17 protein-coding genes are annotated in these 17040 nt (G+C 66.3%); 6 read left to right on the top strand and 11 right to left on the bottom strand.

What is annotated here, in order from left to right; all coding sequences use genetic code 11:
• Positions 1-93: 93 nt before the first annotated feature.
• Genes AC3FJ6_RS03635 through AC3FJ6_RS03645 form a run of 3 tightly spaced genes read right to left on the bottom strand, consistent with a single transcriptional unit; the run spans position 94 to position 2591 of the window.
• A complete protein-coding gene (locus AC3FJ6_RS03635) occupies positions 94-603 on the bottom strand; it encodes a hypothetical protein (RefSeq protein ID WP_488770709.1) in 510 nt (169 codons plus the stop codon).
• The gene (locus tag AC3FJ6_RS03640) at positions 600-1034 is read right to left on the bottom strand and encodes a DNA polymerase III subunit chi (protein ID WP_153947388.1); all 435 of its coding nucleotides are present in this window, start codon (positions 1032-1034) and stop codon (positions 600-602) included. Before AC3FJ6_RS03640 ends, AC3FJ6_RS03635 begins: the two co-directional genes overlap by 4 nt.
• Positions 1035-1058: 24 nt before the next feature.
• On the bottom strand, positions 1059-2591 hold the full coding sequence (locus tag AC3FJ6_RS03645; RefSeq protein ID WP_488770710.1) for a leucyl aminopeptidase: 1533 nt from the start codon (positions 2589-2591) through the stop codon (positions 1059-1061).
• Between the two features lie 165 nt (positions 2592-2756).
• Here AC3FJ6_RS03645 and lptF point away from each other — a divergent pair, with 165 nt between their 5' ends.
• From lptF to AC3FJ6_RS03660, 3 genes are read left to right on the top strand one after another with little or no spacing between them, the layout of a single operon-like run.
• Complete coding sequence (gene lptF / locus AC3FJ6_RS03650; RefSeq protein WP_488770711.1) at positions 2757-3893, top strand: LPS export ABC transporter permease LptF; 1137 nt, start codon at positions 2757-2759, stop codon at positions 3891-3893.
• Entirely contained in the window at positions 3890-5092 is a 1203-nt protein-coding gene (gene lptG / locus AC3FJ6_RS03655) for an LPS export ABC transporter permease LptG (RefSeq protein WP_400395013.1), read from the top strand. The genes lptF and lptG overlap by 4 nt, the downstream gene beginning before the upstream one ends.
• A gap of 2 nt (positions 5093-5094) precedes the next feature.
• Complete coding sequence (locus AC3FJ6_RS03660; protein ID WP_488770712.1) at positions 5095-5520, top strand: sirohydrochlorin chelatase; 426 nt, start codon at positions 5095-5097, stop codon at positions 5518-5520.
• 173 nt (positions 5521-5693) lie between these two features.
• Here the strand turns inward: AC3FJ6_RS03660 and cobA are convergent, their stop codons facing one another.
• The 7 genes from cobA to AC3FJ6_RS03695 form a co-directional block, all read right to left on the bottom strand.
• Complete coding sequence (gene cobA / locus AC3FJ6_RS03665) at positions 5694-6470, bottom strand: uroporphyrinogen-III C-methyltransferase (protein WP_488770713.1); 777 nt, start codon at positions 6468-6470, stop codon at positions 5694-5696.
• 39 nt (positions 6471-6509) lie between these two features.
• Positions 6510-7814, bottom strand: coding sequence for a sulfate adenylyltransferase subunit 1 (locus tag AC3FJ6_RS03670; protein WP_488770714.1), 1305 nt, complete (start codon positions 7812-7814; stop codon positions 6510-6512).
• A gap of 141 nt (positions 7815-7955) precedes the next feature.
• On the bottom strand, positions 7956-8927 hold the full coding sequence (cysD, locus tag AC3FJ6_RS03675; protein ID WP_092601686.1) for a sulfate adenylyltransferase subunit CysD: 972 nt from the start codon (positions 8925-8927) through the stop codon (positions 7956-7958).
• Positions 8928-8953: 26 nt separating this feature from the next.
• Positions 8954-9766, bottom strand: a complete 813-nt coding sequence (locus tag AC3FJ6_RS03680) for a phosphoadenylyl-sulfate reductase (protein ID WP_488770715.1) — start codon at positions 9764-9766, stop codon at positions 8954-8956.
• Positions 9763-10350 carry a DUF934 domain-containing protein gene (locus AC3FJ6_RS03685; RefSeq protein WP_153947380.1) on the bottom strand — a complete coding sequence of 196 codons (588 nt, stop codon included), beginning with the start codon at positions 10348-10350 and terminating at the stop codon, positions 9763-9765. The genes AC3FJ6_RS03680 and AC3FJ6_RS03685 overlap by 4 nt, the downstream gene beginning before the upstream one ends.
• A 19-nt stretch (positions 10351-10369) precedes the next feature.
• Positions 10370-12052, bottom strand: a complete 1683-nt coding sequence (locus AC3FJ6_RS03690) for a nitrite/sulfite reductase (RefSeq protein ID WP_488770716.1) — start codon at positions 12050-12052, stop codon at positions 10370-10372.
• A 31-nt stretch (positions 12053-12083) separates the two neighbouring features.
• Complete coding sequence (locus AC3FJ6_RS03695) at positions 12084-12857, bottom strand: sulfite exporter TauE/SafE family protein (protein WP_488770717.1); 774 nt, start codon at positions 12855-12857, stop codon at positions 12084-12086.
• Between the two features lie 172 nt (positions 12858-13029).
• Here AC3FJ6_RS03695 and AC3FJ6_RS03700 point away from each other — a divergent pair, with 172 nt between their 5' ends.
• From AC3FJ6_RS03700 to AC3FJ6_RS03710, 3 genes are read left to right on the top strand one after another with little or no spacing between them, the layout of a single operon-like run.
• On the top strand, positions 13030-13971 hold the full coding sequence (locus AC3FJ6_RS03700) for a CysB family HTH-type transcriptional regulator (RefSeq protein WP_153947377.1): 942 nt from the start codon (positions 13030-13032) through the stop codon (positions 13969-13971).
• 12 nt (positions 13972-13983) lie between these two features.
• The gene (locus AC3FJ6_RS03705; protein ID WP_488770718.1) at positions 13984-15135 is read left to right on the top strand and encodes a methyltransferase; all 1152 of its coding nucleotides are present in this window, start codon (positions 13984-13986) and stop codon (positions 15133-15135) included.
• 25 nt (positions 15136-15160) lie between these two features.
• Positions 15161-16039 carry an NAD(P)-dependent oxidoreductase gene (locus AC3FJ6_RS03710; RefSeq protein WP_488770719.1) on the top strand — a complete coding sequence of 293 codons (879 nt, stop codon included), beginning with the start codon at positions 15161-15163 and terminating at the stop codon, positions 16037-16039.
• A gap of 28 nt (positions 16040-16067) precedes the next feature.
• Here AC3FJ6_RS03710 and AC3FJ6_RS03715 read toward each other — a convergent pair whose 3' ends face one another.
• Positions 16068-17006 carry an alpha/beta hydrolase gene (locus tag AC3FJ6_RS03715; protein WP_488770720.1) on the bottom strand — a complete coding sequence of 313 codons (939 nt, stop codon included), beginning with the start codon at positions 17004-17006 and terminating at the stop codon, positions 16068-16070.
• Positions 17007-17040 lie beyond the last annotated feature (34 nt).

Genomic DNA, 17040 nt, shown 5'->3' on the forward strand with positions numbered 1-17040 from the left:
ATCCACCCCCCCCTCCCGCGCGGTGGGAGAGGGGAGAAAACCGGCTACATCCCCGCCCCGTTCGATCTCTAATGGGAGAGGGGAGAAAACCGTCTACATCCCGCCCGGGTCCCGTTCGATCTCTTCCAGCGTGGCGTCGAGCCATTCCACCAGGCGGGCCTCCAGCGCCTGCGTCAGTTCGCTGGCCAACTGGGCCGTCAGCGGCGCCAGGCGCGACTGCAGCGTGGCCTCGGTATGGGCTTCCACCACCTGCGGCCATTCGGTCCGGAAGCGCATCATCACGCGCGTCAGCAGTTCGGTGCGCACGGCACGCAGGTCGTCCTCGCCGGGCAGGAAGGCCGCGGCGTCCACCATCGGCGGCTGCGTGTCCGCGACCGTGGCGGCGTCGGCCAGCGAATCGGTGTCGCCCACTGCCGTGACCACGCCCGACTCGGGCATGTCGGCGGTATCGATGACCGTTGCGCCGGGCCGTGCGGCCATGGGCTGCGCCGCCGGCTGATCCTCGAACGCCGCGTCTGGCAATTCGACGATTTCGGTCAGCAGCGGCACGCTGTCATTGGGCCCCAGCCGCGGAATCACCCGCGATGTCGTGCGTTCGCTCATGCCGATTCTCCTTTGGCCTGCCCGATGTCATGGTGCGTGAGCGGATACCCGCGCTCACGATAGAAACGATAGCGATCGCGGCCGGCGTCGCGGGCGTCGGGGGTGGCGCCCACCACCTCGATCATTCGCTCGAAGCTGGCGAACTGCGCCGGGGCTTCCGGCGCGATATTGACCAGCAGCTGGTGGTGCGGCACCTGATCCAGCGTGGCGGCCAGGATGATCGGCGTCACCGCCGCATTGGGGCTATCCAGCCCGCAATGCGGCAGGAAGTCGAGCGGCGAGAACGACCACAGCCGCGCGTCAAGCTGCGCCAGCTGCTGTGGGGCGCCGAACACCACCACCTTCTGCCCCGCCCCATAGGCCTTGCGGACCAGGCGGCAGACGTAGGCCAGCGTATCCGGCACGTTGCTGTGGAAGTCGATGCGCGTCATCCTGTGCTGCCTTCGATTGGCCGGTTACCCGGCACGGTCCATCAGGAACTGCGTCAGCAGCGGCACCGGACGGCCCGTCGCCCCCTTGGCCGCGCCGCTCTTCCAGGCGGTGCCGGCGATATCCAGGTGGGCCCAGTCGTACTTCTCGGTGTAACGCGCCAGGAAGCACGCCGCCGTGACGCTGCCGGCCGGGCGGCCGCCGATATTGGCCATGTCGGCAAAGTTCGACTTGAGCTGGTCCTGGTAGTCATCGTCCAGCGGCAGGCGCCAGGCGGTGTCCATGGCCTTGCGGCCGGCGTTCAGCAGCTGGTCGGCCAGCACGTCGCTGCGCGCGTACAGGCCGCTGTTCACATGGCCCAGCGCAATGATGCAGGCGCCGGTCAGCGTAGCCACGTCCACCACGGCGGCCGGCTTGAAACGCTCCACATAGGTCAACGCGTCGCACAGGATCAGGCGGCCTTCGGCGTCCGTGTTCAGGATCTCGATGGTCTGGCCCGACATGCTGACCACGACGTCGCCCGGCTTGGTGGCGTTGCCGGCCGGCATGTTCTCGCAGGTGGGCACCACGGCGATCACGTTCAGCTTCAGGCCCATCTCGGCCACGGCCTGGATGGTTCCCAGCACCGACGCGGCGCCGCACATGTCGTACTTCATCTCGTCCATGCCCTCGCCCGGCTTCAGCGAGATGCCGCCGGTGTCGAACGTGATGCCCTTGCCCACCAGCACCACCGGCGCGGCCTTGGCGCTGGCGCCGTCATAGCGCAGCACGATAAACTGCGGCGGCTCCACGCTGCCCTTGGTCACGGCCAGGAAGGCGCCCATGTTCAGCGCCTCGATCTGCTTGCGGCCCAGGATTTCCACTTTGAGCTTGTGCTTCTTGGCGATGCCGCGGGCGGTGTTGGCCAGGTAAGTCGGCGTGCAGATGTTCGACGGCAGGTTGCCGAGGTCGCGGGTCAGTTCCATGCCGTTGGCAATGGCCGTGCCGCGCACCACGGCCTGGGTGGCCGCCTTGGCGTCGGCCGCGTCCACGGCCAGCACGATCTTGCGCAGCGTGGGCTTGTCGGCCGCGCCGGCGCCCTTGGCCGCGCGCTTGAGTTCGGGGTGGCGCTCCAGCAGGCGATAGCCGGCTTCGCGCACGATGCTGATCGTGGTGATCACGGCCCAGGCCACGTCGCGCTGCTGCGGCACCTGCTGAGCCAGGCACCACAGTGCCGATGCGGCGCGCGTGCCGCCCAGCGCACGCATGGCCGTGCGCACGGCCTCGGCAAAGGCCTTGTCGGAAAATTCGGCTTCCTTGCCCAGGCCCACCAGCAGCACGCGGGCGGCGCCGATGCCGGCCACTTCGTGCAGCATCAGATGGCTGCCGCGCTTGCCTTCGAAATCGCCCTGCTTGACCAGGCGCGCCACCAGCCCCTTGGTGGCCACGTCCAGTGCCTTGCCCACACCGGCAAGATTCTGGCCCTCGAACAGGCCTACCACCAGGCAGTCGGTCTTGGTGGCCAGGAAACCATTTTGGCCGGCTTTGCTCAGATCCAGGGCTTTTGTGCTAAATTCCATCGCGCTTCCTTCCAGGGGCTCGTCGAAAAGAAAGCCCCCATTATCCGCGATTTTTATCCGCGATCTGCCGCCGCCGATCCTGCAAGCTGACAGCCCGCGGTCCTGCCAGTCCCTCGGCCCCCGGCATATCGCCCGCGCCGGCCGGAAGCCGGAAGCGATTCACGCATGATTTTTCAACAAGCCCTGCGACGCGAGCTCGCCTACACCGCCGGTGCGGTGTTCCTGGTGATGCTGACGTTCATGCTGACGTCGCTCGTGATCCGCATCCTGGGCATGGCCGCCAACGGCAAGGCCAGCCCCAACGACGTGCTGATGCTGATCGGCCTGGCCACCATTGGCTACCTGTCGATCCTGCTGTCGGCCACGCTGTTCATCTCGACCCTGATCGTCCTGACGCGCTGGTACAAGGACTCGGAGATGGTGGTGTGGTTCTCGGCGGGCATTTCGCTGCGCGACCTGGTCAAGCCGGTGCTGCAGTTCGCCACGCCGTTCTTCATCATGGCGCTGCTGCTGGGCACCTTCGCCTGGCCGTGGGCCAACCAGCAGAGCGCGCTGTTCCGCGACCGCTTCCAGCAGCGCGGCGTGCTGTCGATGATCGCCTCCGGGCGCTTCATCGAGCCCGCCAACGGCAACTACGTGCTGTTCATCGAGGGCATCGACGCCGACATGAAGCACGCCCGTAACGTTTTTGTTGCAAATTCGGAGGCTGGCAAGATCGGGGTGGCGCTGTCGCACCAGGGCCAGTTCGAAACCCAGCCCAACGGTGACCGCCTGGTGGTCATGGAGCATGGCCGCCGCTACGCCGGCATCCCGGGCCAGCTCAACTATCGGATCATCGAATTCGATAAATACGCCGTCAGGGTCGACAACAAGCCGCCCGAGACCGAAGCCGACCAGCCGGCCAAGAGCCGGGACACGATCGACCTGCTGCGCAATCCCACGCGTGAAAACCTCGGCGAACTGCTGTGGCGCGTGTCGCTGCCGATCCTGGCCTTCAACTTCGTGATGATCGCCATCCCGCTGGCCTATGTGAACCCGCGCCTGGGTCGCTATACGCCGCTGGTGTTCGCCGTGCTGATCTACCTGACGTACAGCAACATGATCAACCTGGCCCAGGCCTGGGTGCGCTCGGGGTCGCTCTCGTTCTGGACAGCGCTGGTTCCGATCCACGTCTTCGTGTTCCTTTGCGCGCTGCTGATGTTCCGCTACCGTGCAAACCGCAGCCTGGGCGGCTGGCGGGCGGTGTTCGGCCTGCACCGGCTCGGCAAGGCGAACGGCAAGCGCGGCGGGGGCAAGGCATGAGAATCCTGGCCGTCTATGAGCGTTATTTCGCGCGACTGATCTACGGGGTCTTCTCGTTCATCCTGTTTGCGGTGCTGGCGCTGTTCATCTTCTTCGACATGCTCAGCGAACTGGAGAGCGTGCAGGGCAAATACACGTCGATGGTGGCGTTCTTCCACGTCATGCTGCAAGCGCCGACGCGGATCTACGAGGTGCTGCCGATCGCGGTGCTGATCAGCGCCATCTATGTGTTCTCGCAGCTGGCCAGCCAGTCCGAGTACACGATCTTCCGCGTGGCCGGCCTGAACACGCGCCAGGCGTTGTTCTCGCTGTTCAAACTGGCCGTGCCGCTGGCGGTGGTCACCTTCGTGTTCGGCGAATTCATCGGCCCGGCCGCCGAGCAGTACGCGCAGAAGATCAAGCTGGAGGCGATTGGCGCCACGGTGTCGTCGGGCTTCCGGTCGGGGGTCTGGGTAAAGGACCGCGATCGCGACGCGGCGGGTGGCGGTGAGATCACCCGTTTTGTCAATGTCCAGGGCCTGAAGGCGGATCAGACCATCAACGGCATCACGATCTACGAGTTCGACAGTAACTACCGCCTGCGCGTGATCCGCGTGGCCAAGGAAGGCCGGTACCAGGGCGGCCAGCAATGGCAGCTCAACGACGTCAACGAGACCCGTTTTGCCGAACTGCGCGATCTTCCGGCAGGCCAGGCCGCCCAGCCGGCCCGACCGGCCCAGGCCGGCCAGCCCGCCGCCAAGCGCGATGCACTGGCGCCCGATTTCCGCGCCGAGCAGGCACTGTTCCCGAACATGGTGATGCACTCCGAATTGACCCCGCAGATCCTGTCGGTGCTGCTGGTCACGCCGGAGCGGATGTCGACGCTGGACCTGTTCCGCTATATCCGCCACCTGCGCGACAACAAGCAGGACACGCAGCGATACGAGATCGCGTTCTGGAAGAAGGTGGTCTATCCGCTGACGCTGTTCGTGATGGTGGCGCTGGCGCTGCCGTTCGCCTACCTGCACGCGCGGGCCGGCGCGGTGGGCGTGAAGGTGTTCGGCGGCATCATGCTGGGCCTGTCGTTCCACCTGGCCAATACGCTGTTCTCGCACGTGGGCCTGCTGCACACGTGGCCGCCGATCGTCTCGGCGCTGGTGCCGGGCACGCTGTACCTGACCATCGCGCTGACATCGCTGCGCTGGGTGGATCGGCACTGACGATGGCTGCATCGAAACCCGCCATCGTCCTGTTCGGCCACGGTGCCCGCGACGCCCGCTGGCGCGAGCCGTTCGACCGGCTGCACGGCAAGCTCGTGGCGTTGCTGCCCGGTTGTGCGGTCCGGCTGGCCTTTCTGGAACTGATGGCGCCGTCGCTGGCGGAAGCCATCGATGAGCTGGCCGGAACTGGCGTCAATGCGATCACGGTGGTGCCGGTCTTCTTTGGCCAGGGTGGCCATCTGCGGCGCGATTTTCCGGTGCTGATCGACGAATGCCGGGCGAAGTATCCGGGGGTGACGATTCAGGCCGCCACGGCCGTGGGCGAGGTGGATGGGGTGCTGGATGCCATCGCGGCATATTGCGCGCTGGCCCTCTCCCCCAGCCCCTCTCCCGCAAGCGGGCGAGGGGAGCAAACCGGCAGTGTTTGAACGGCTGCAAGCGCGGCCCCCCTCCCGCTGTCGGCGAGGGGAGCAGACCGGAAGCCTTTGAGCTGTCGTGAGCCGGTCCCCTCTCCCGCTTGCGGGAGAGGGGACAGCGGTTCAAAATGCGAAAAGGCCAGAGTTCACACTCTGGCCTTTTCGCATTTCCACAGGCTACCGGATCACGCCGCCCGCTCGCCCTTTGCGTGTGCTTCGACATGCTCGGTTGCGCGAGTGCCCAACGCCTCGCCAATCATCAGCAGGCTGGGCTGCACCGGGTCCATCCAGCGCGCCGCCTCGCCCGCCGCCATCTGGCGCAGCGTGAATTGCCGGCTGCGTTGATTGGGCGTGGTTGCGGCCTCCACCACCCAGGCGGGCGTGGATGCCGGCTTGCCGCGCGCCATCAGTTGCGCGGCGATATTGGCGGCCTGGTCGCGGCCCATGTAATAGACGATGGTATCGGCCTTGACGTCAGCCTCGACGTCCACGGCATCGGCCGCCTTGGCCTGCGTGGCAAACGCCACGCTGCGCGACACGCCACGCTTGGTGAGCGGCCGGGCAATGGCGCTGGCGGCCGCCAGGGCAGCGGTAATGCCGGGCACCACCTCATATGCGATGCCGGCCGCTTCCAGCGCCTGCAGTTCCTCGTCGGCACGGCCGAACAGCATCGGATCGCCGCCCTTGAGGCGCACCACCCGCTCGTACTTGGTGGCCAGATCGACAATCTGGCGGTTGATGAACAATTGCGCGGTCGACCGCTGGCCGCATCGCTTGCCCACCTCGATCAGCTCGGCCTGGGGACACCAGGCCAGCATCTCGGGCGACACCAGCGCGTCGTGCAGCACGACCTGGGCCTCGCCCAGCAGCCGTGCACCCCGCACCGTAATGAGGTCTGCCGCACCGGGGCCTGCACCAATCAGGTACACCTTGCCGGTCGACGTTGCCTTCTGTGCGTTCATCTCTGCCACCGTTATCCGATCTGTCCAGCGTGGACGATATCAGGCAAACGCACGGATCATGCCCGCCGCCACCGTATGGTTGGTGGCTTCGTCGATCAGCACGAATGCCCCCGTCGCGGGGTTGTCGCCGTAGGTGTCGCAGACGATCGGCTTCTGCAGCGAGATCTGCACCGAACCGATGTCGTTCAGGTTGATCTCGTGGCGGCCGGTCTCGTGCGACAGCGTGTGCACGTCCAGCACGCGATCCACCGTCGACACGCGGGCGAACACGCTGGCCGTGGTGTGCTTGAGCACGTACTTGCGCGACGGATTCAGCGATTCGTCGTCGAACCAGCACAGGTCCGCCGTCAGCTTTTTGGCCGACGCGGCCGTGGCGTCGGCGGCGACGAACATGTCACCGCGCGATACATCCACGTCCTCCGACAGGCGCACGGTCACCGTGTCGCCGGCGTTGGCGGCGTCGGCCGAGCCATTCGGCGTCAGCACCTCGGCCACCACGGCTTCGCGATTGGCCGGCAGCACGCGCAGCTTCTGGCCCACGCGCACCGTACCCGCTTCCACGCGGCCGGCGTAGCCACGGAAATCGTCGGCGGCCGAGCCATCCTGGCGCACCACCAGCTGCACCGGGAAGCGCAGCGCGGCGTCGCCCTCGGGGGCCACGTCTTCCACCGGCAGGGCTTCCAGCAGCGGCAGCAGGGGCTCGCCCTGGTACCACGGCATGGCGTCGCTGGCGTGGACGATGTTGTCGCCCCGCAGCGCCGACACCGGCACATAGGTCACATCCTTCAGGCCGAGCTGCCCGGCCAGCGCGGTGTAGGCCGTGCGGATGTCGTTGAAACGCTGCTCGCTGTATTCGACCAGGTCCATCTTGTTCACGGCCACGATCACGTGCTGCAGTTCCAGCAGCTTCAGGATCGCCGAATGGCGCTTGGTCTGGGCCAGCAGTTCGGCACGGCCGTCGGTCACCGTGACGCGCGTGGCGTCCACCAGCACGATGGCGGCGTGGGCCGTCGAGGCGCCCGTGACCATGTTGCGCGTGTACTGCTCGTGGCCCGGCGTATCGGCGATGATGAACTTGCGGCGCGCGGTCGAGAAGTAGCGGTATGCCACATCGATCGTGATGCCCTGCTCGCGCTCGGCTTCCAGACCGTCGGTCAGCAGCGAGAAATCGATTTCCTCCCCGGCGGTGCGCTTGTTCTTGGCATTGGCCAGCGCGGTCAGCTGGTCGGACAGCACGGCCTTGCTGTCGAACAGCAGGCGGCCGATCAGCGTGCTCTTGCCGTCATCGACGGAACCCGCCGTAATGAAACGCAGCAGGCCTTGGTGTTGGGATTGGTGAGACATTCGAGAAATCCTTTTCTTTCGCCTCATGCCGCTTGGTCCGGCGCATAGACGGAATACAGCGCCAGGCGCGCGAGGGCGACGTGTACATTGGTACACGAGCACTCGCGCAACGACGCGATGTGCCCGTATATGCGTCCGGTGTCAGAAATAGCCTTCCTTTTTGCGGCGTTCCATCGACGCTTCGCTCGTCTGGTCGTCCATGCGCGTGGCGCCGCGCTCGGTGATCTCGGTCACCGCGGTCTCGGCGATGATCTCCACCGGCGATGCCGCAACGCTGGCCACCGGGCAGGTGCAGCTGATGTCGCCCACGGTACGGAAGCGGACCGACAGCACTTCGCTGACATCGCCGTCCTGCTTCGGCGTGATCGGCGTGACCGGCACCAGCAGGCCGTTCTTGCGCACCACTTCGCGCTGGTGCGCGTAGTAGATCGGCGGCAGAGCCAGATTTTCGCGGGCGATGTATTGCCACACGTCAAGCTCGGTCCAGTTCGAGATCGGGAACACGCGCATCTGCTCGCCCTGCGCCATGCGGGCGTTGTACAAGCTCCACAGTTCCGGGCGCTGGGCCTTCGGGTCCCACTGGCCGAATTCGTCGCGGAACGAGAAGATGCGCTCCTTGGCGCGGGCCTTCTCTTCGTCGCGGCGGGCGCCGCCCATCAGCGCGTCGAACTTGTGCGCCTCGATGGTTTCCAGCAGCGTCACCGCCTGCGCGGCGTTGCGCGAGTCGGTTTCCTTGCGCAGGCGCACGGTGCCGCGCTTGATCGAATCCTCCACATGGCCCACCACCAGGCGCGCGCCCAGTTCGGCCACGCGCTGGTCGCGGAAGGCGATCACTTCCGGATAGTTGTGGCCGGTGTCGATATGCACCAGCGGGAACGGCAGTTCCACCTTGCGGTCGCCCAGACGGAAGGCCTTCAGCGCCAGGTGGAGCATGACGATCGAATCCTTGCCGCCCGAGAACAGCAGCGCCGGGTTGCGGCATTCGGCCACCACCTCGCGGATGATGTAGATCGACTCGGCTTCGAGCCGGTCGAGGTGGTCGTTCTGGACCTGCAGCAGGTGTTCCACGTTGGCGGCCACGCCTGCGTCTGCGATGTCGTTCATGATGCCCATGTCGTTCTGGCCTCTACTAATTCTGTTCAGTGCTTGATGTTCTGTTCGTGGAGCCCGCATTCCTTGGAGTCGCGGCCCTCCCACCACCACCGGCCCGCGCGCACATCCTCGCCAGCCTTGACCGCCCGCGTACACGGCTCGCAGCCAATGCTGGGGTAGCCCTTGGCGTGCAGCGCGTTGACCGGCACGTTGTGGCGCGTCAGGTAGGCCCACACTTCGGCTTCGGTCCAGTCCGCCAGCGGATTGAACTTCGGAATGCCGCGCGCATCGTCCATTTCCTCGAACGGCAGCTCGGCACGCGTCACGGCCTGTTCGCGGCGCTGGCCGGTCATCCAGGCATCGGCGTGCGACAGCGCGCGGTTCAGCGGTTCCACCTTGCGGATGCCGCAGCAGCTCTTGCGCAGGTCCACGCTGTCGTAGAACGCGTTCAGGCCGTGGTTGCGCAGGTAGTTGTCCACCGCGTCCTGGTCGGGCGTGAACTGCTCGATCGAGTAGCCATAGTGGTCCTTCACCTGGTCCAGCACCGCCAGCGTCTCGGCGTGCAGGCGGCCCGTGTTCAGCGTGAACACGCGGATGCCGGCGCGCACCGCTTCGCCGCCGCGCAGGATTGCGTCGGTCAGCACCATGTCCTCGGCGGCCAGGCTCGTGGCAAAGCGCGCGCGGAAGAACCGGGCGGCGATGCCCGACAGGCGCTCGGCCAGCTCGCGCTCCTTGGCCTCCAGCGCCTCGACCGAACCCGTGTACGCCGGCTTCGTCCACAGCGCTGGGGGGCGCAGCGGCGAGGCCGATGCCGATGCCGACGCATCGACCACGGGGATCTCGGAAATCACGGAACTCATGCGGCGCCCCGTGCCGTGGCGTCGGTCACGTCTGCACGTGCGCGGCGGAACAGCGGCAGCGGCTCGTCCACCGATGCCTGGTAGGCCACGGTGAACTCGGTAAAGCCCTTGATCGCGTCCTCGATGTTCTTGTCCGCACGCACGGCGAACGTGTCGAAGCCGCACCGCTTCATGAAGTTCAGCTGGTCGCGCAGCACGTCGCCGACGGCGCGCAGCTGGCCGGCCCAGTGGTAGCGCGTGCGCAGCAGGTAGGCCGACGAGAAGCCGCGGCCATCGCGGAACACCGGAAAATCGACGGCAATGGCCGACACGCGGTCGAACAGCGCCTCGGCATCGCCCGGTTCGTCTTCCGGTGCCAGCCACACGCCGGTGATGGCCTTGTCGCGGCCAGCCAGCAGCGCCGCGTGGGCCTTCCACACCGACAGCGGGAACAGCACGGCGTCGGTGCCCTGCGCCACGGCGGCGACATGCGCCTCGTCCAGCGGCTGGGCTTCGGTGGCGCGCAGCACGGTCCAGTTGTCTTCGACGATCACGGGACGGAATTGGCCAGCGTCGTCGCGTTGCAGTTGAATGATCTTTGCCATGTTCAATCTCTCTCGTTCGTCAGGCTTCGGCGCGCTCTTCACGCTGCTTGTCGGCGTACACGCGCTCCTTGAACGGGGCGATGCCGATACGGGCAAACGTTTCGATGAAGCGCTCGTCGCCGGCACGGTTGGCCACGAACGTGTCGATGATGCGGGTCACCACCTCGGGCATTTCCTCGGCGCTGAACGACGGGCCGATCACCTTGCCGATCGCCGAGTCATTGCCCTGGGCGCCACCCAGCGTCACCTGGTACCACTCGGAACCATCCTTGTCGACGCCGAGCACGCCGATGTTGCCCACATGGTGGTGGCCGCAGGCGTTGATGCAGCCGGAGATGTTCAGCGAGATTTCGCCCAGGTCATGGACATAGTCGAGGTCGTCGAAGCGTTCCTGGATGGCCAGCGCGATCGGAATCGACTTGGCATTGGCCAGCGAGCAGAAGTCGCCGCCCGGGCAGGCGATGATGTCGGTCAGCAGGCCGATGTTGGCCGTGGCCAGACCGGCCTTCTTCGCCTCCTCCCACAGCGCGAACAGGTCGTGCTTCTTGACGTCCGGCAGCACCAGGTTCTGCTCGTGCGCCACGCGCAGTTCGCCAAACCCGTAGCGGTCGGCAAAGTCGGCCACCGCATCCATCTGCTCGGCCGTGGCGTCGCCCGGGGGCGATGCGGGGCCCGGCTTGGTCGACAGCGTGACCGAAGCGTAGCCCGGCACGCGGTGCGCGCGCACGTTGCGGCTGACCCAGCGGGAGAACGCCTTGTTCTCCAGCAGGTGCTTTTCGAACGAGGCGTCGGTGTCGGCCAGCTTCTCGTAGGCGGGCGGCGCGAAGTACTGCGCGACGCGGTCGAACTCGGCCTGCGTCAGCGTGCCCGGACCGTCCTTGCTGAACTTCCACTCTTCTTCCACTTCGGCGGCGAACTTGTCGGCGCCGATGGCCTTCACCAGGATCTTGATGCGGGCCTTGTACTTGTTGTCGCGACGACCGTAGCGGTTGTACACGCGGATGGCCGACTCCACGTAGGTCAGCATGTGCTGCCACGGCAGGTCTTCCTTGATGATCGTGCCCAGGATCGGCGTACGGCCCAGGCCGCCACCGGCCAGGATGCGCAGGCGCGTTTCGCCCTGTGCGTTCTTGTACGCATAGATGCCGATGTCGTGCATCTGCACCACGGCGCGGTCGTCCTGGCTGGCCGAGATCGCGATCTTGAACTTGCGCGGCAGGAACGCGAATTCCGGCTGGAACGTGCTCCACTGGCGCAACAGTTCGGCCAGCACGCGCGGGTCCACCGATTCGTCCGGCGCCACGCCGGCAAACTGGTCGGTGGTGATGTTGCGCACGCAGTTGCCCGACGTCTGGATGCCGTGCATTTCCACGCTGGCCAGGTCTGCCAGCACGTCGGGCACGCGCTCCAGGTCCATCCAGTTGTACTGGATGTTCTGGCGCGTGGAGAAATGGCCATAGCCGCGGTCGTACTCGCGGGCGATGTGGCCCAGCATGCGCAGTTGCTTCGAGGCCAGCAGGCCGTACGGAATGGCCACGCGCAGCATGTACGCGTGACGCTGCATGTACAGGCCGTTCTGCAGGCGCAGCGGCAGGAATTCTTCCTCGGTCAGCTCGCCGGACAGGCGGCGGCGCACCTGGTCGCGGAATTGCGCGACACGTTCCTGGACGATGCGCTGGTCGTATTGATCGTACTGATACATGGTGTGGGTCCGTTCAGTATTCGTTGAATGCTTAGGAAACGAGCTTGATGGCCACCAGCGTCAGCGTGGTAGCCAGTGCGGCGCGCACGAGCCGTTCGGGCAGTGCCCGCGACAGTTGCGCACCGAGCCAGATGCCGGGGATCGACCCCACCAGCAGCGCCAGCAACAAATTCCAGTCGACAGTGCCAAGCCACACGTGGCCCAGCCCGGCCACGGCCGTGAGCGGCACGGCGTAGGCGATATCGGTACCCGCCACTTCGGCGGGCTTCATATGGGGATACAGCAGCAGGATCAGGGTGGCGCCTACGGCACCCGCGCCAATCGACGACACGGTCACCAGCACGCCAAGCACGGCGCCGACGATCACCGTGGCCACCGCCTGCGCGCGGCCTTCGAGCTGGAAGTGCGGGTTGCGCTCCAGCCACGCCAGCATCTGCTTGCGGCACAGCAGGGACAGCACGGTCAGCAGCACGGAAACCCCGATCGTCACGCGGATGGCGTGCAGCCACCGGGCATCGAGCTCACCGGCGCTCTTGAGCACCAGGATGGCGGCCAGCGCGGCGGGCAGGCTGCCCAGGCACAGGCGACGCACCACCTGCCACTGCACATGGCCGTGGGCGCGGTGGGCGATGGTGCCGAAACCCTTGGTAATGGAAGCGAACGCCAGGTCGGTACCGACCGCCGTGGCCGGCGAAAAGCCGAACAGCAGCGTCAGCAGCGGCGTCATGAGCGACCCCCCGCCTACCCCGGTCAGACCGACCAGGAGGCCTACCAGCAGACCGGATACGGTATAGGCAAGGGACATCGGGGGCTTCTCGACTGCCGCCTGCTTCTCCGGTGGTCCCCGCGACACCTTTTCAGGCTGGGCGCGGACGCAAGTCGGGCAGGCGAACGTTTAACAAAGTTCGAGAATCGTAATAAACTCGCCTCATATCTCAAACTAATAAGAAGTTGTTTGTTTATACGAGCGAAGTTATATGAATCTTCACCAGTTTCGCTTCGTGCGCGAGGCCGTCCGCCAGAATTTCAACCTCACCGAGGCTGCAAAGGCGCTCTATACATCACAACCTGGCGTTTCCAAGGCGATTATCGAGCTGGAGGAAGAGCTGGGTGTCGATATCTTCACACGGCATGGCAAACGCATCCGTAGCCTCACGGAACCGGGCCGCCGCATCCTCTTGTCGGTCGAAAAGATCCTGCAGGAGGTGGAAAGCCTGAAGCGCGTGGGCAAGGACTACGCCGCGCAGGACCAGGGCAACTTCACCATTGCCACGACGCATACCCAGGCCCGCTACGCGCTGCCGCGCGTGATTGCTGAGTTCACCAAGCGTTACCCCAAGGTGCGTCTGTCGATCCAGCAGGGCACGCCGGCGCAGATCGCCGACATGATCTTGCATGACCAAGCCGATATCGGCATCGCCACGGAAGGCATCAGCAGCGACAAGAGCCTGGTGTCCCTGCCGGGACACCAGTGGCAGCATATGGTGATTACGCCACCTGACCATCCGCTACTGGAAAAGAAGCACCTGACGCTGGAAGACCTGGCCGGTTATCCACTGATCACGTATGACGTGAACTTTGCCGGGCGGCCCAAGATCGACAAGGCGTTCGCACTGCGTCACCTGGAAGCGGACATCGTGCTCGAAGCCATCGACGCCGACGTGATCAAGACCTACGTGGAAGTCGGACTGGGCATCGGCATCGTGGCCGGCCTGGCCTTCGACCCCGAACGCGACCGCAACCTGCGCGGCATCCCCGCCGGCCATCTGTTCGGCACCAATGTGACCCATCTGGCCGTCAAGCAGGGCGCCTACCTGCGCAGCTTCGTCTATACCTTCATCGAACTGTTCTCGCCGACACTGAACCGCAAGCTTGTGGAACAGGCCATGTCCGGCGACCACGAAGCTTACGAACTGTAAGCCCCCCTATATATGTCAGTATCCGATTCCTTCCCCACCCTCCACTGGACCGAGGACGGCGCCGAGCGCAGCGCGCTGTGGCGTTCCGAAGCCGGCCTGCCGCCGCCGAAGCGCGTGGTGATCGCCGACGACCAGACCCCGGCCGACACCGCCTACCGGCTGGCCAGCGAAGGCACCGCCCTGCTCTGGCGCGGCGACTTCCAGAACGCCCGCCAGCTGCTGCAGGCCATGGCGCGGCGCGTGGACCGCAAACCCCAGCGCAAGGCACGCGGTGCCGCCCAGGCGCCGGCCAGCCTGACCGAATCGTTCCACAAGCACCGGCTGGCGCAGTCGCAGCGCGCCCGGACGCTTGGCATGCTGCTGCTGCCGTTCGAGGCCGGTCACGTGGTGCCGCTGCGCCGCGCCCCGGACGTCCACGAAGCCTGCGAGCAGGTCTACGGCAAGAGCGACACCCCCTACGTGGCATCGATGCGCGAACTGCTGGGCCTGATCGGCGCCTACGAGTGGCGCAGGAAAGGCGTCGCGATCCCGGTGCTTGGCGAGCGCATCCACCCCTGGTACGGCGTGTTCTCGCCGGTGCGCGGCGAATATATCGAACTGGTGGCCAAGGAACCCCTGCCAACCACGGCGCTGGCCTTCGACATCGGCACCGGTACCGGCGTGCTGGCCGCCCTGCTGGCACAGCGCGGCGTCAGGCGCGTGGTGGGCACCGACCAGGACCCGCGCGCCTTGGGCTGCGCCCGCGAGAACATCGACCGGCTGGGCCTGGCCAAGCAGGTCGAGATCATCGAGGCCGACCTGTTCCCCGAAGGCCGCGCCCCGCTGGTGGTCTGCAACCCGCCCTGGGTGCCGGCACGGCCCAGTTCGCCCATCGAGCACGCCGTGTTCGACCCCGACAGCCGCATGCTGCGCGGCTTTCTGGACGGCCTGGCCGCGCACCTGGAACCGGGCGGCCAGGGCTGGCTGATCCTGTCGGACTTTGCCGAGCATCTGGGCCTGCGTTCGCGCGACGAACTGCTGGGCTGGATCGATGCGGCGGGGCTCAAGGTGCTGGGCCGCTCCGACATCCGGCCGCGGCACCCAAAGGCCGCCGATGCCGACGATCCGCTGTTCGCCGCGCGCAAGGCCGAGGTCACGTCGCTGTGGCGGCTGGCCGCGAAGTAAGGGCTCTCGAAACCAGGAAGCACGCATGACTACCGTAGCATTTATCGGCCTGGGCGCGATGGGCGCGCCGATGGCCGGACACCTGATCCGCGCCGGCCATACCGTGCGCGCCTTCGTACGCCGCCCCGAAGCGGCCGACGCCGCGCGCGCGCTGGGCGCCGAACCGTTCTTCACGCCGGCCGAGACGGCACGCGGCGCGGCGGTGGTCTTCACCAACGTGACGTCGTCTGAAGACGTGCGCCAGGTGCTGCTGGACCCGCAAGGCGTGATCGAAGGCGCCGCGCCCGGCACCATCTGCGTGGACCACAGCACGATTTCACCCATCGTCACGCGCGAGATCGCCCAGGCACTGGCCGCCCGAGGCATCGAGGCGCTCGACTGCCCGGTGTCGGGCGGCACCATTGGCGCCCAGGCGGCCACGCTGACGATCATGGTCGGCGGCAAGGCCGAGAATCTGGAGAAAGTACGACCGCTGCTGGAATGCCTGGGCAAGACGATCACCCATATCGGCGATCACGGCGCCGGCCAGGTGGCCAAGCTCTGCAACCAGATTGCCCAGGTGGTCAATATCGAAGGCATTGCCGAGGCGATGCGCTTTGCCGGCGCGCAAGGCGTGGATACGGGCAAGGTCTTCCAGGCGCTGTCCACGGGCTTCGCCGGCAGCCGCATGCTGGACCTGCTGGGTCCGAAGATGGTGTCGCGCGATTTTTCGGCGGGGATCGAATCGCGGCTGCACGCCAAGGACTTTGGCCTGGCCGCCGACATCGCCGGAGAAATCGGCCTGGACCTGCCCGCCATGCGCGCCACGGCTGCGCAACTGGGCGAACTGATGGATCAGGGCTGGGGCAAGGACGATACGTCGTCGCTGCTGAAGGTGCTGGAGCTGAAGAAGCCGCAAGCGTAGGCGCGAGGCGCGGGCGGGCGGACGCTAGTCAGACGCCCGCGATCATCCCCAGCAGCGCACGCGACAACTGGCTGTCGTCCCGCATCAGGTCATCCATCACATTGAAATGATGACGGCCCGGCAGCGCGATATCGTCACGCGCGTTATTCGGCCATGCCGCACGGATCAGCGCGTGCTGGCGCTGATACTCGCTGGATTCCAGCTCGCCCACGGCGGTAATCAGCGGCGCGTCGGTCGCCGGCACCATGAACGCCGGCGACAGGCGCGCCACATCGGCTTCGCTGAGCTGCAGGTCGGCCTGCAGGAAATCGGCGCGGCGCAGCGGCTCCAGATCGTAAAGCCCGCTGATCGACAGCCCGCCCTTGATCAGGTCGATCGGCAGGTCGTCCGCGAACTGCGGCCAGAGCGCGGCCATCAGCATCGTCACCAGGTGCCCGCCGACCGAATGGCCGGCCAGGAAAATGCGGTGGCGGTCGTGGCCAAGCCGGTCGGCCTCGCGATACAGCCACGCCACCGATTGCATCACCTGCCACACGATGGTTTCCACCGTGACCGCCGGGCACAGCGCGTAGTTGACCACGGCCACCGACACCCCGCGCCGCGTGGGCACGCTGGCCACAAAGCTGTGGTCGCGCTTGTCCAGCGCCCGGTAGTAACCGCCGTGCAGGAACACCAGCAGCGGTGGCGCATCGTCATCGCGCAGCGCCGCCGGAAAGTAATCGAGCGTTTCCGTATCCGCAAGTGGCGAATTCGCATCGCCATAGGCCAGGTTCTCGAAATACGTCACCATGCCGGCCCGTACCAGTGCCGAATCCGCCGCCCAGCGCGCCATGTGGACGGCATTGTCCGGCACATTGGCGCGGTTGTTGTAGGCCTGGGCGTAGAAGGCGGGGTCTTGCGAGGGCAAGGCCGCCAGCGAGGCAAGGCTGGCGGCAGGCGTGGCATCGAGGGTCGGCTGGGCAGACATGGCTCTCGGCTCCGGTGAAGTCGCGGCGACACGG

Source organism: Cupriavidus sp. 94F1 (assembly GCF_057798875.1).